Annotated in this window: 13 protein-coding genes; 6 read left to right on the top strand and 7 right to left on the bottom strand. The window is 50.2% G+C overall.

What is annotated here, in order from left to right; translation table 11 throughout:
• Positions 1-83 precede the first annotated feature (83 nt).
• The 3 genes from BV405_RS08600 to BV405_RS08590 all read left to right on the top strand — a co-directional run bounded on the left by BV405_RS08600 (position 84) and on the right by BV405_RS08590 (position 4,910).
• Positions 84-2,393: an ATP-dependent helicase gene (locus tag BV405_RS08600; RefSeq protein WP_140054534.1), complete on the top strand. Its 2,310-nt coding sequence runs from the start codon at positions 84-86 to the stop codon at positions 2,391-2,393.
• An 86-nt stretch (positions 2,394-2,479) separates the two neighbouring features.
• On the top strand, positions 2,480-3,094 hold the full coding sequence (locus BV405_RS08595) for an acyl carrier protein phosphodiesterase (protein ID WP_086480458.1): 615 nt from the start codon (positions 2,480-2,482) through the stop codon (positions 3,092-3,094).
• A gap of 70 nt (positions 3,095-3,164) precedes the next feature.
• The gene (locus BV405_RS08590) at positions 3,165-4,910 is read left to right on the top strand and encodes a sensor histidine kinase (RefSeq protein WP_086480457.1); all 1,746 of its coding nucleotides are present in this window, start codon (positions 3,165-3,167) and stop codon (positions 4,908-4,910) included.
• A 70-nt stretch (positions 4,911-4,980) separates the two neighbouring features.
• Here BV405_RS08590 and BV405_RS08585 read toward each other — a convergent pair whose 3' ends face one another.
• Entirely contained in the window at positions 4,981-6,618 is a 1,638-nt protein-coding gene (locus BV405_RS08585) for an electron transfer flavoprotein-ubiquinone oxidoreductase (RefSeq protein WP_245832309.1), read from the bottom strand.
• Between the two features lie 489 nt (positions 6,619-7,107).
• Between BV405_RS08585 and BV405_RS08580 the strand changes: the two genes are divergently transcribed.
• Positions 7,108-7,857 carry an electron transfer flavoprotein subunit beta/FixA family protein gene (locus tag BV405_RS08580; RefSeq protein ID WP_086480456.1) on the top strand — a complete coding sequence of 250 codons (750 nt, stop codon included), beginning with the start codon at positions 7,108-7,110 and terminating at the stop codon, positions 7,855-7,857.
• Positions 7,858-7,859: 2 nt separating this feature from the next.
• A complete protein-coding gene (locus tag BV405_RS08575) occupies positions 7,860-8,786 on the top strand; it encodes an electron transfer flavoprotein subunit alpha/FixB family protein (RefSeq protein ID WP_086480455.1) in 927 nt (308 codons plus the stop codon).
• 127 nt (positions 8,787-8,913) lie between these two features.
• Here BV405_RS08575 and BV405_RS08570 read toward each other — a convergent pair whose 3' ends face one another.
• From BV405_RS08570 to BV405_RS08545, 6 genes are all read right to left on the bottom strand, one after another.
• Positions 8,914-10,257, bottom strand: a complete 1,344-nt coding sequence (locus BV405_RS08570; protein ID WP_176330093.1) for a sensor histidine kinase — start codon at positions 10,255-10,257, stop codon at positions 8,914-8,916.
• 22 nt (positions 10,258-10,279) lie between these two features.
• Positions 10,280-10,963, bottom strand: a complete 684-nt coding sequence (locus BV405_RS08565) for a response regulator transcription factor (protein ID WP_086480453.1) — start codon at positions 10,961-10,963, stop codon at positions 10,280-10,282.
• A gap of 65 nt (positions 10,964-11,028) precedes the next feature.
• Positions 11,029-11,295 (bottom strand): PepSY domain-containing protein, encoded by a 267-nt coding sequence (locus BV405_RS17660; RefSeq protein WP_176330092.1) that lies wholly within the window; start codon positions 11,293-11,295, stop codon positions 11,029-11,031.
• 85 nt (positions 11,296-11,380) lie between these two features.
• Entirely contained in the window at positions 11,381-11,956 is a 576-nt protein-coding gene (locus BV405_RS08555) for a diheme cytochrome c (protein WP_176330091.1), read from the bottom strand.
• 81 nt (positions 11,957-12,037) lie between these two features.
• Entirely contained in the window at positions 12,038-12,493 is a 456-nt protein-coding gene (locus BV405_RS08550) for a DUF1924 domain-containing protein (protein ID WP_086480450.1), read from the bottom strand.
• Positions 12,477-13,103 (bottom strand): cytochrome b/b6 domain-containing protein, encoded by a 627-nt coding sequence (locus tag BV405_RS08545; protein WP_086480449.1) that lies wholly within the window; start codon positions 13,101-13,103, stop codon positions 12,477-12,479. Before BV405_RS08545 ends, BV405_RS08550 begins: the two co-directional genes overlap by 17 nt.
• Positions 13,104-13,202: 99 nt before the next feature.
• Between BV405_RS08545 and alkB the strand changes: the two genes are divergently transcribed.
• The gene (alkB, locus tag BV405_RS08540; protein ID WP_086480448.1) at positions 13,203-13,934 is read left to right on the top strand and encodes a DNA oxidative demethylase AlkB; all 732 of its coding nucleotides are present in this window, start codon (positions 13,203-13,205) and stop codon (positions 13,932-13,934) included.
• Position 13,935: the final 1 nt, after the last annotated feature.

Below are 13,935 nucleotides of genomic sequence, written 5' to 3'. Positions count from 1 at the left end.
TTCTTTTTTGAGTGCTGCAAGCACTGAGCTTCTGAGTTCTACGCTAGTATATCCGTTCGATATTAAACGTTTTGAGAGATCCTGTGTCCCCATCTGTTCAGCCTGACCCGGTTAATATTTTTTCTGCCCCTCTGCATTTGACACCCCAACAGCAACGTGTGGTGCATCATGGTAATGAGCATGCGCGGGTGATGGCTGTAGCCGGTTCCGGCAAAACCACAACACTGGTGCACAGGGTTCTGTTTCTGCTTTCTCAGGGTTATGAACCACGCCGTGTGCTGGTGCTTATGTACAACCGATCCGCTAGGGTCGACTTTGAAGCCAAGCTGCAAAGAGAATATCAACGTCAGCAGGTGCATTACCCTAAACCGGATATCAGAACCTTCCACTCCATCGGCCATAAACTTTGCGAAAGCATGGTTCGCTGGGGTGTTCTGCAGCCCAGACAGCTGGTAAGAGAAGGCTGGCCCTACGAGAAACTGGTACGTCAGGGGATCAATCAGGCATTGCCAAATGCCGATCAGGCGACCCGTCGCAAAGCGTTGGACAAGGATCATCTTGAAGCTTTTATGCAGTTTGCTGAGCGGGTAAAAGCGGATCTTGAAACGCCAAAGGATCAGTTCCGCTTGCTGGGCTTACCGGACGACCAGAGATACTTTATCGAAGCCTTTGAGCAGCTTGAGCAGATTATGGCCCGTGAAGGTGTGATGACCTTCTCGGACCTGCTTTACCGGCCTGCTATGGCGATTCTTGCTCAGCCCGAGCTTGAAACCCGCATCAGTAATCACCTTGACCACGTTATTGTCGATGAATATCAGGATATCAACAGCATCCAGCAGTTCCTGCTGAGCATTCTGGCCGGTGAGCGGGCTCGGGTGATGGTTGTAGGGGATGTCGATCAGTGTATCTATGAATGGCGTGGTGCCCGACCAGAATTTATGCTGAGGGACTTTGCTCTGCAGTTTCAGCAGCCGGTGAGTTACCCGCTGTCTTATTCGTTTCGCTATGGGGCAACGCTGGCTCTGGCCGCTAATCATCTGATTGGTCGAAATAAAAACCGGGATGCAGGGCTTTGTTTGGCGACACCGGATCATGCTGATACTCAGGTTCAGGTGCTACCGGAGCTTAATCAGCTTGTGAGCCAGATCCAGCCAGTACTGGAGCAATCCGGTGCGGCTAATATCGCTGTTTTAGTTCGCAGCTGGGCGCTGAGTGTGCCGGTTCAGCTGGTGTTTCTGCAGCAGCAGATTCCGTTCCGACTGCATCAGCAGGGACACTTTGTTTTCAATCAGCCATTGGTCGGCCAGTTTTTGGCTTATCTGCAATTAGCAGCGGGTGAGGCTAATGCCGAGATAGGGGGAGAGGCACTGGGCCAGATGCTGAGCTTCCCGCCATTATTTCTCAGTCAGGGCGAGCAACAAGGGATTCAGCAGCAGGTACAGCATCATGGCTTAAGTCCTGACTCGATTATCTCCGGCATGGATCTGAAGCCTTATACCGCTAAGCGTCTGAAGAAGCGCCTTGAGTTGCTTCTTGAGCTGCAACGTCAGCCGGCGGATCAGCCCGTTGGCCCTCTGGCGATTCGGGTGCTTCAGGAAACCGATGCCTATGATCTGATCGATAAGGCTGCCGCGACCAAGGATCAGGCTCAGGAGCGTAAGCAAACCCTTCAGGCGCTGGTGAACTATATTCGACAGCAAAGGATGAGTGTTTCTCAGTTGCTGAACCATATTGAGCAGCAGAAACAATCCGGTGCCAGTCAGAGCCATCACGACGATGTCATCACGATAACCACGGTTCATGGAGCGAAAGGTCTTGAGTGGCCTCATGTTATTCTTGCAGGACTGACGGAAGGTAGCTTTCCCTGCTATCAGAATATTACGGATTTTGATGAAAAGGCAGAGGAGGGTGAGCGACGCCTTTTCTATGTGGCGATGACACGGGCCAGAGAGACACTTTGGTTGTTAACGGATCACGGCTTGTCTGAAGAGCGCAAAAAACGCCCCAGCCGTTTTGTGGCTGAAATGAATCTTGATGACTGCCGTATGGTAGCTGACCGCCTTAAAGCGGACGGTTCTGAAAACCGTGAGCTTATGGTTGAGAATGTTAGCCTGATCCGGCAATACCTCTCTGCCAGTGGTCTTGAGGGGATTCAGGTCGGTTCGCGGCCTGTTGAGAAAAAAAAACGGCCGGCTAAAGCGAAGCGTCTGGCTTCCAAGGCGAGCCATACGACCTTTTATCGCATCGGGGATCTGATCGAGCATGAGGTTTTTGGTCGGGGAGAGTTAACCCATATTGAGCCGGGTGCCCAAACCCGAATTACCGTCCGCTTTGATCAGGGTTCTAAGGTGTTGCTGGCAGAACGGGCACCGATCAAGCGTCTTGCCGGTTAAGAGCTGCGTGCTGTCTTTAAATAAGCTGGTTTTAGAAACAAACAGGCTTTAGTCAGAGTTTCAGACGCTGGGTTTAGGTTGTTGATATGAACTATCTGGCACATGCTTTTCTTGCCCGGGAAGAAGGAGAGATCTTTCGGTTGGGTAATCTGATGGCGGATCACATTAAGGGACCGGTTGAGAAAGCTTTAGACTTTCTGCCTCAGGACTATCCTGAACAGCTCGCGGAAGAGTTGATCGCGGGTATCCGCTATCATCGGCATATCGATCATACTGTTGATCATTCACCATTCATTGCAGAGCTGCGTGACAAGTTTTCAGGTGAGTACCGCCGTTACGCGGGTATCGTGCTGGATATGGCCTGGGATCACCATTTGGCGAGATCCTGGTCAGCATACTCCGGTCAGTCTTTATCTGCGTTCGCTGAAAACCAGTATCAGCTTTTAATCCATTATCGTGATCTGCAACCGGATTCAATGCAGCAAATGGTGCATTATATGGTGAAAAATGACTGGCTGGTTTCCTATACTAAAGCCGAGCATATCCGTAAATCTCTTGCGGGTATGTCGCAACGGATGCGACGAAAAAACAAGCTGGCTGAAGCCTTTGTAGAGATTCCAAGGCTTGAATCTGATCTCAGCCAGAAACTTCCCCTGCTTATGGATAAGCTGTTACGACAAGCACTGCGCAATCCGGGCTGACCGGATGTGTTTATTAGCCTGGAATACGACGTTTGTTGCCCTGCATTTGATTGCGGCTAAGCGAGAGTGAATGAAGTCCTCCCCTCCGAATAAGCAGAAAGTTGCTCAGAATATATCCTCCGGCCAACGTGTTCTGAGTCTGGCCTATCCTGTCATTCTTATTGTGATCCTGGGGCTGGCTATGTTGGCCTGGAGTTTATCCGATGCCCGCTCCCGGCAGATGGAGATTGTGACGGAGCTTTCAGAGCAAACCATGATAGTCACACTGGAGGAGAAGCAGAAAAGCCTCAATCTGGTGCTGAGCGATTATGCTCATTGGGATGAAACCCTGAATTTTACCCGTCATCTCGATCCGGACTGGGCCAAAGGAGAGATCGGGGAAAACCTGACCAAACCTTTTGAATTGGCTGTGAGCCTGTTGCTGGATCAGAACGGAAAAATTCTCTGGTGGCAGAGGGATGATCTCTATGCGCAACAGGGGATTTCCAAAGAGGATCTGGAAAAGGCTCTCTGGCAGGAGCAGGTTGTTCCCCGGCTGATGAACAGTTGGCAGGAAGTTCCGGCAAAGCCGCGAGCTGCTTTTTTTCGCTTCAATGGCAACCTTTACTCCCTTCATGGTGCGTTAGTGACCTCTGATGAAGATGGCTATCAACCGGATGCCAATGACAGAGTTGCTTTGCTACTGCTTAAGAGAATTGATCAGTCCGTGCTGGATGGTCTGAGTCGTCATAAGCAGTCAACGGATATTCATCTGGCGCTGTTTGATGATACGGGGAATCCGGTGTCTCACCCGTCATTGCGGATCAGTAAGCCTGGTGTTAAGCGAGCTGCAGTGCCTCTGATGAACATTCAGGGGATACCGCTGGCTGAACTTTCCTGGTATCCCGCGTTTACGGTTGATCATGTTTATGATGCCATCGGCCCGAATATTCTGATGATGCTGATGGTGATAAGTCTGTGTTTTATCTGGTACGTCAACCGGGTGAGAGCCGGAGCTAGTTTGTTGGATCAGGAGATTCAGGCCAGAAGAGAGGCTGAAGCAGAGCTTGAATCGCATAAGAATCAGCTGGAAGATCTGGTGGAGGTTCGTACTGAGGAGCTTTATGAAGCTCTGGCCAAAGTTCAGGCTGCCAGTGAAGAGAAAACCCGGTTCAGCAGCCAGATGAGCCATGAGATGCGAACACCGCTCAATGCGATTTCAGGTTTTGCACAGCTGCTGCAGGAAGAGGTTACGGACTCTGAGCAGAAAGACTCCCTTGCTGAAATTATCAAAGCCAGTGGACGACTAACGGATATTGTTGATCAGGCGTTAAAACTGACGACGATGGAAGATAGTCTTGCCCAGGGCTTGCAGGGAAAATGCGATCCTTTTTTTGTCCTTGCCGGTATGTATCAGCGTTATCAGGCGCAGGCGGCTCAGAAATCGGTTCAGATGCTCGAATGGGGGCTGGATCAGGAGGCTATGAGCCCGATTCCTGCGGAAACAGCACGGGAAGTGTTTAAGGTCTTGCTGGAGAATGCACTGCAGTATTCCCAGCCCGGTGGTCAGATCGAACTGAAAGCGATGTTTTCCGATGATGAGGAAAGTCTGCTGATTAAAGTGATTGATGACGGCATCGGCATTCCAACAGAGAAAGAGAAACTCCTGTTTCAGCCCTTCTCACGATTGCACTTTGATCTCTTACCTAATATTGAGGGTGTTGGTCTTGGTCTCTTTATGGCGAGAAAAAAGATCAGAGCCTGTGGCGGTGATATTCGTTACCGACCCGGCGAGCGCGGGGGAAGTTGTTTTACGGTTCAGTTACCTCGAATCTGAAACCTGATTGATCAGGCATTAAAAAAGGGAAAGCACTGCTTTCCCTTTTTTGTGTCGTTTCGCGACGGTGTTACATGTTCGGGTAGTTCGGACCGCCGGCACCTTCCGGAGTTACCCAGGTAATGTTCTGGGACGGGTCTTTAATATCACAGGTTTTACAGTGTACGCAGTTCTGAGAGTTGATCTGGAAGCGGTCGTTACCGGTTTCCTCGTCTTTCACCACTTCGTAAACACCCGCCGGGCAGAAACGCTGTGCTGGCTCAGCCCACTTAGGCAGGTTCACCTGCAGAGGTACGGTTTCGTCTTTTAGTTTCAGGTGGCAAGGCTGGTCTTCTTCGTGGTTCGTGTTAGACAGGAACACAGAAGACAGCTTGTCGAAGCTCAGCACGCCATCCGGCTTCGGATATTCAATCGGCTGGAAGTCAGCTGCAGGCTTCAGCATCGAGTAATCTTCATGGGTGTCATGCAGGGTTACTGGAATGCTGAACAGGTTCTGGTCGATAAAGTTGAACGCACCGCCCAGCATAGGGCCAAATTTGTGCATTGCAGGGCCGAAGTTGCGGGTAGCGTACAGCTCTTTAAATGCCCAGGACTGTTCCCATGCGCTGGTGAATGCAGTCAGTTCCTGACCACCTTCATCACCACCTTTCACTGCTTCGAAAATGGTTTCAGCAGCGATCATGCCAGACTTCATCGCGGTGTGTGTGCCCTTGATCTTGGAGAAGTTCAGGGTGCCAGCATCACAACCTACCAGAATGCCGCCCGGGAAGGTCATCTTAGGCAGGCAGTTATAGCCGCCTTTAGTAATCGCACGCGCACCGTAGGATACGCGCTTACCACCTTCCAGATGCTGTTTCAGCTCCGGGTGATGCTTCATGCGCTGGAATTCGTCAAATGGGCTCAGGTACGGGTTGTCATAGTTCAGGTCGGTAATCAGACCGACAACAACCTGATTGTTCTCAGCGTGGTAGAGGAAGAAACCACCGCTGGCGCCGTTTTCAGTCAGTGGCCAGCCAGAACCGTGTACCACAAGACCAGGCTGATGTTTCGCCGGATCGATATCCCATAGCTCTTTGATGCCGATACCATAGTGCTGAGCATCTTTGCCTTCATCCAGTTTAAACTGGCTGATCAGTTGTTTGCCCAGATGACCACGGCTACCTTCAGAGAAGATGGTGTACTTGGCGCGCAGTTCCATACCCGGCATATACATACCCGGCTTTTCACTACCGTCAGCAGATACGCCCATGTCACCTGTGATAACACCTTTAACAACGCCATCTTCAATCAGTGGTTCTGCAGCAGCAAAGCCCGGGAAGATTTCAACACCCAGCTCTTCAGCCTGAGTAGCCAGCCAACGGCAAACGTTACCCAGAGAGGCGATGTAGTTACCATCGTTGTGCATATTTTTAGGTACGATGGCATTCGGGAAGGTTTTGGAAGAGCTGCTGTCTTTCAGCATAACGACCTGATCTTTGGTCACAGCAGTCAGTAGAGGAGCTTCTTTCTCTTTCCAGTCAGGGATCAGCTCGTTTAAAGCTGTTGGTTCGATAACAGCACCGGACAGAATATGGGCACCTACTTCAGAGCCTTTTTCCACCACGCAAACTGTCAGTTCCTGGCTGGCGTCGTTCGCCTGTTGCATCAGACGAATTGCCGCCGAAAGGCCCGCAGGGCCTGCGCCAACGATTACAACGTCGAACTCCATCGCTTCTCTTTCCACGATACACTCCTCAAACAGCGTAGTGCGTCTTGGTTTCTGCTTTTTGGCTGCAGAAAACTCTGTAAGACGCATGTAATTATTTTATGGTCTCATTTAAAACGGACGTTTGCTTCTGGTCAACCCTTATTTTAACTCAGGGTAAGTCTCAGGCTGATTACAGAGTGTCCGGGTGAGACGAAAAAAACAGCAGATAAATTAAACTGAGCGTTTAATGCGGTGCAGCAAGTATAGCGACTAAATTGTGACCAGTCAGTTTAGAAAGGAATTTGACCTAAACTCAAAAAATAGTCATTATGGGATTGCGAGTGCAGCAAACGCTCGTTTGAAACGAATTCCGGCAACACAGCCGACCTTGCAACCCCTATGCGAAAGGTTGTGTTGGCCAAAAGATGTGGCAGGTTATTCTGCTTATATAAGAGCCCTGCCAGCGCAAGCTCGTCACGTTAAGTACTAAGAACAAAGAACGAGGAATTTATGAAGGTATTAGTTGCTGTCAAACGAGTCATTGACTACAACGTCAAAATTCGTGTTAAAGCGGACAACTCTGACGTTGATCTGACCAATGTGAAAATGGCGATGAATCCGTTCTGCGAAATCGCAGTGGAAGAAGCGGTTCGTCTGAAAGAGAAAGGTATCGCAACTGAGATCGTTGTTGTATCTGTAGGCCCTAAAGAGGCTCAGGAGCAGCTGCGTACTGCACTGGCTCTGGGGGCAGACCGTGCGATCCAGATTGAGACTGCAGATAAAGTAGATTCTCTGGGTGTTGCTAAACTGCTGGCTAAGCTGGTGGAAGAAGAGCAGCCGGGTCTGGTTGTTCTGGGTAAACAGTCTATCGATTCTGATAACAACCAGACGGGTCAGATGCTGGGTGCACTGACGGGCATGCCTCAGGGTACTTTTGCTTCTGAAGTGGTTGTTGATGGCGAGAAAGTCAACGTAACCCGTGAAATCGATGGTGGTCTGCAGACTGTTGCACTGAATCTGCCTGCGATCGTGACCACGGACCTGCGTCTGAACGAGCCACGTTATGCGTCTCTGCCAAACATCATGAAAGCCAAGCGTAAGCCGCTTGATGTTAAGACCCCTGCTGATCTGGGTGTTGATGTTGCGTCTAAAGTTAAGACCCTGAAAGTTGAGCCACCTGCCGAGCGCAGTGCGGGCATCAAAGTGGGCAGCGTAGACGAGCTGGTAGAAAAACTGAAAAACGAAGCGAAGGTGATCTGATCATGAGTATCTTAGTCGTAGCTGATCACAACAATGCCGCTCTGGTTGGTGCAACTGCAAACACTGTTGCAGCTGCTCAGCAGATCGGTGGCGATATCACTGTACTGGTTGCAGGCAGCAACTGTGGTGCGGCGGCTGAAGAAGCTGCAAAACTAAACGGCGTTGCAAAAGTTGTTGTTGCTGACAACGCTGCTTATGAGCACCTGCTGGCTGAAAACGTATCTCTGCTGGTGGCTGACCTTGGTAAAGGTTTCAGCCATATCCTGGCTCCTGCGACGTCTAACGGCAAAAACATCATGCCACGCGTTGCTGCACTGCTGGATGTAGCTCAGATCTCTGACATCATTGCTGTTGAATCTGCGGATACCTTCAAGCGTCCTATCTACGCCGGTAACGCGATTGCAACGGTTCAGTCCGAAGATGCGATCAAAGTTATCACTGTTCGTGGTACTGGTTTTGATGCAGTTGCTGCTGACGGTTCTGCTGCAGTTGAATCTCTGGATAACGCACAGGATGCCGCTAAGTCTGCATTCGTTGGTGAAGAGCTGGCGAAATCTGACCGTCCTGAACTGACTGCTGCTAAAGTAGTTATCTCCGGTGGCCGTGGTATGGGCAACGGTGAAAACTTCGAACTGCTGAACAAGGTTGCTGACAAGCTGGGTGCAGCGGTTGGTGCTTCCCGTGCAGCGGTTGATGCAGGCTTTGTACCGAACGATATGCAGGTTGGTCAGACCGGTAAGATCGTTGCGCCTGAGCTGTACATCGCGGTTGGTATCTCTGGTGCGATTCAGCACCTGGCCGGTATGAAAGACTCTAAAGTGATCGTAGCCATCAACAAAGATGAAGAAGCTCCGATCTTCCAGGTGGCAGACTACGGTCTGGTAGGCGACCTGTTCGCTGCACTGCCTGAGCTGGAAGGTAAACTGTAAGCTCGACTTACTATCACCTTTTCAGAAGTGTTCAATCGCAGGCTGCCCTTCATCTTTTGTGGGTAGCCGGAACACAAAAGCCCCGCAGATCGAAAAGATCTGTGGGGCTTTTTTATGACTGCTTCTCTTAACTTTTAAGAAAGGCTGTGACTTTAAGTCCACCCAGGGCAGAATGATCAAACTTCAATTCTCCCTGATAGCTTTGGACGATGGACTGGCAGATGGATAAGCCAAGTCCGTGTCCAGCGACGCTTTCGTCCAGTTTATTGCCCCTTTCTGTGAGTTGTTTCCGTGACTCTTCACTGACTCCCGTACCGTCATCCTCGATGATAAGAATCACATCCGGCTGTGAGTTGTCCGGCTGATATTTCAGTGTCAGTTTTACCTGACCAACGGCGTATTTCGCTGCGTTATCCAGTAGATTCCCCAAAAGCTCCAGCAGGTCATCTCTGTCGATGTTGATGCCGTCAGTCAGTTTGTGTGGGGTGGGCATATCGCAGGTAAAGTTGATGTCGGGATAAATTCGCTTAAGAACCTCTATCAGTGGTGGCAGATCTTCCAGAGGAAAAAAGGTCTGACCGGGCAGGCAGCGTCCGGCAATTCGTGCCCGTTTCAGTTCCCGGTCAAGCAGATACTGAATCTGATTCAGGGCTTCGGTCATCTTCTGTTGCTGCTCTTCCGTCAGTTCCTTTTTCTGAATATTGAGCTGCTGTAATGGGCGCTTCAATTCATGGGCAAAGTTGCCCAGGGCATTTCGGGAGCGCTCCGTTCGCTGGCCCAGCTGATCCACCAGGCGATTTATTTCATCGCTTAGCGGCTTAATTTCTCTCGGCGGGCTAAAGCCGGTGCTCTCGGTATTGCCCTGATGCAGCGACTGTACTCTTTGCCTGAGTTGTTCAAAGAAACGGAAACTCTGGCGCAAACTTCGTCCCTGTAGCCACCAAAGCAGAGCAAAAGCGATCAGGAGGAATAGCATGACACTCAGATTAAATCGCCGTGTGTCATGAGCCAGAGGGTGGATATCCTCCGCAATCCAGACAGATACAGCCTGTCCGTTCAGGCGAACATCCATTTTCAGAGTGAGCAGTAATTGATCCTCAATCAGGGTATCCGGCGGAATCAGTGTTTTGTTCAATAGCTGCGAGGGTAGTTCAAGATCCCACAGGGAGCGGGAGCGCAGTACCTGATCCGGTAGTGTGATCTGATAATAGTGGCCTGAGAAGGCCCGTCGGTAGATGTTCGGTATTCTGAGACCTTCCAATACCAGCTTACCGCTAGTGTCAGGTTCCAGCGCGGCAATCAGACTCTCTGCATCATGCTCCAGTCGACTGAGGACATAATTACGAGTCAGCTCTCTGGAGAAGACGTTGATCAGCACCAGAGTAATACCCAGCACTATTAAAAGTGACAGCAACAGCCTGAAGCGAAGAACACCCTCAATAGAGCTTTGACGTTTTCGAAAGCCCAGCATCATCAAACCTCGCTAGATAACATCAGTTTGCAGCTGTGCTTGCAGAGGTGTTGGTGAGTAACTGATAGCCCTGGCCGCGCAGGGTTTTGATACGACTTTTACCAAGGTACTGACGCAGCTTGTTGATATAAACCTCGATAACATTACTGTCCCTCAGGTGGTCATCTTCATAGATATGTTCGCTCAGGCAGTTCTTGGATAACACCTGATTGGGGTGCAGTAGCATGTAGCGCAGTAGTTTAAATTCGATAGCGCTCAGCAGAATTTTTTGCTGCCTGATTATCAGTTCCCGGGAATCGGTATCCAGCACGATATCGTCAACACTGATCTGGTTGCAGGCCTGCCCATGATGACGCCTCAACACGGCGTCCAAGCGTGCCAGTAGTTCCTCACTGTGAAAGGGTTTGCCCAGATAGTCATCGGCTCCGGCCTTAAGGCCGTCGACTCTTTCATGCCACGTATCCCGAGCCGTCAGGATAAGAACGGGCGTCGGATTGTTTTGCCGACGAAGCTCAGCCAATACCTCCAGCCCGTTTTTTTGTGGTAGCCCCAGATCGAGGATGATGGCATCAAAATCTTCCTCCTGTGCCAGATGTAGACCATCAACACCGTTGTGAGCCAGCTCCACAGCGAAACCAGCCTGACGAAGTTCAGGGGCGAGTGCGTTGCACAGTGACAGGTCATCTTCGACAAGCAGTATTTTCACAGCGGCTAATTCCTATTTTTTAAATCAGTGCCAGAGCCAGAGCCTGGGTAAGAGTAATAGCAAGCTTAGTCTTCCCGTTCCTGCTCAAGAATCTCACCGGTTGCGGCATCCAGCTCGTATTCCCAGACTTCGCCTTTGTCGTTCAGATATTCCAGTTCATAGATCAGTTGGCCATGTTCCCGTTCCAGCTCTGCATCGAGCAACGTGCCTTCAAAGTTATGCTGACTGATCAGAGTGAGCAGAGGTTTAATTTTGCCTTGCTGCATTAACTCCAAAACTTCGTTGGCTGATAATTTGTCGCTGGCCTGAACCGAAGGCATTAGACTTAACATTACGCCCCCAGTCGCCAGCAGGAGGATCAAAGGCAGTGTGTTTACCGTTCTGAGTCTGGTGATCCGGAGTGTGGTACGAATTGACCTAATCGTCCCAGCGGCCAAAATTTGGAATATTAACGGTGTCTTCATCGAAGATGCCCTGTTCTGCTTTTTCATGACAAGCCTGACATTGAGAGAAACTGCCAACATCCGGGTTGTTGATCACCATTCTTTGGTGATTGATCTCATCATGCTTACGTTCAAAGTATTTTAACTCAGTGATCTGTATCGGTGGGTTTTGAAGCTCAATACCCCGGGTGAATTTTTTGAATTTACCGGCGTTTTCGCTATCGCTGGCATGTTTCATGAGAAAGCTGGCCAGTTCATCCCGTGTCGCATCATCAAGGCTGGCATCTTCATCAAAGTGGTTATCCAAATTCGAAAGAATTTCCTGCCAGGCAGCCTTAGGCAACAGTTGCGCGGGGTAGGCGATATGACAGGCGCCACATTCTTCGATATGGGTTGGGTTACCAGCGTTTTTCGCCCGATAGCCCTCTTCATGCCCTTCTCCCCACCAGCTGCTCTGAGCTTGCTGTGCAAAACCACTCAGTCCGATCACAAGTGCGCTACTCAGGAGTGCACCACCTAAAGGCCAGCGAATTTTAGTGATAAGTTTCATTGTCTTGGTATCCCTAAAGTTGTTATTCAGAAGAAGCATCAGTCAGATATTTCGATGCTTGTTCGAATCAGAAACGGAACGTTATTGAGACTGAATCCAGAGCAGCAGATCGCCTTTTTCCTGAGGGCTGCACTCTCTGCCCAGCGTCCATTTGCAGTTGCGTTTTAACCATTTTCGGATCTGCTTTTCGTCGGTAAGGCGGCTGGGGTTGATGCTGGGTGCTAAAGGTTTGATCTCTTTTTGGGTTCGGATGTGCAGTCCTTTTTGACGAATATCCTTGCCGTGACAGCTGGTGCAGCTTCGTGAGGCAGGAGCTTTTGAGTAATCAAAGCTTTGCTGCCATAAATTGCCATCCCGGGTTGAGCTGAACTCTGTTACTCCCTCGGACCGATACTCTTTCAGTAGCTGCTCGACGACAGGATTCGCGCTTTGCGCGTATGACGGAATCGCGAGCGTCAGTAACAGGGCTGATAGGATCCAGGCCGATGTTTTGCTGGAGCTACCTGTTTTTGACGATGAATCAGGAGTGAGTAACATCAGAGCACTCCTCTTTTGGACGGTTTTTCTTGCCTGTTACCATCGCCCGGATCAGGTTTTCACGATGCAGTAAGCTACTGACGATCACGCCTCCGATATGAATAACGATCAGAAGCAGTAGTCCGTGTCCCAGCGCATCGTGCAGCTCTTCAATAAAGGGGTTGCTGAAAATACTCAAAAAGGTTCCTGCGAAAGGGCCTTCGCCATCACCCGAGATTATCACCATACCCAGAAAGCACTGCATTAAAAGGGCTCCGAGCAGGATGAAAACCATCAGGCCTCCGGCTGGATTGTGGCCGGTATAGTGCTCAGGTTTCCGTTTGATCAGGCTTTTCAGATACCGCTTCTGAGAAGCCTTTCCATAGGCAAAGTCGGAAAAACGGGCGTATCGGGTACCAACAAATCCCCAGAAAATCCGGAACAACACCAAGAGGCTGATACCGTAACCGGCGAAGACGTGGATGTTCTCTGGGCCATCTTCGCTGGCGAAGGCAATGATAAAAAGAAGAACCAAAGACCAGTGGAAAATACGTACAAAAGGGTCCCAGACTTTAATGCGGCTGTTATCCTTAATGGCGAAATCCTCATCAATGAAAAGCGGGCAAGGCATCTTGGATGCTGTTGCTCATCAGTAGGATTGCAGTTTAAGCAGGCCGCCTTAATTTAAACTTAAAGCTGAATAACAAACCTGATATTGAGGAGGCTTAAGATGCAGCAGGATCTCTTTCTTCAGCAGGATGATGCTTCATCGGGCGGCTGTTCGCCGGAGGATTGCGCATCAGGTGATTGTGCGTCAGATGAGGGTATTAATAAGACTCCGGATTTTAGCGCACCTAAGGTGCAGGTTTCTGATGCGGCCTGGCTTTTTAAGGCGGCGTTAAAACCTGTTGCTTTGGATCTTTTGCAGCAAATAGAGGCCATTGCCAAAGTAACCCCCTTTCGTCAGCGTCGAACACCGGGCGGACAGCTGATGTCTGCCGCTATGACCAATTGTGGCCGATGCGGCTGGGTGACGGATCAGGACGGTTATCGCTACAGCGAGAGTGAACCGGAAACCGGAGAAAACTGGTTGGCAATGCCGGATCAGTGGCTGCGTTGGGCAACCCGGTTTTCGGAGCAGGCAGGTTTTGGAGCTTTTGTGCCGGATGCCTGCCTGATAAACCGTTACGCTCCGGGTGCAGGTATGGGGCTGCATCAGGACAGAGACGAGAGTGACCTATCAGCTCCAATCGTATCTTTCTCGTTGGGAGCGCCAGTGATATTTCGTTGGGGAGGTTTTAAAAGGCAGGAATCTGCCCGGGAGTTTCTGTTAGAGCATGGTGATGTTCTGGTCTGGGGCGGTACTGATCGGATGCGCTTTCACGGTGTTAAAAAGCTGCAGCGCTATCAGCACCCAATAACGGATCATTTTCGTTATAACCTGACATTCAGGCGGAGCTGAT

It is taken from the genome of Oceanospirillum sanctuarii (assembly GCF_002150805.1).
Lineage (GTDB): Bacteria > Pseudomonadota > Gammaproteobacteria > Pseudomonadales > Halomonadaceae > Oceanospirillum > Oceanospirillum sanctuarii.
Note: the sequence above shows the minus strand (reverse complement) of the source record. Positions and strands in the feature narration are given on the sequence as shown.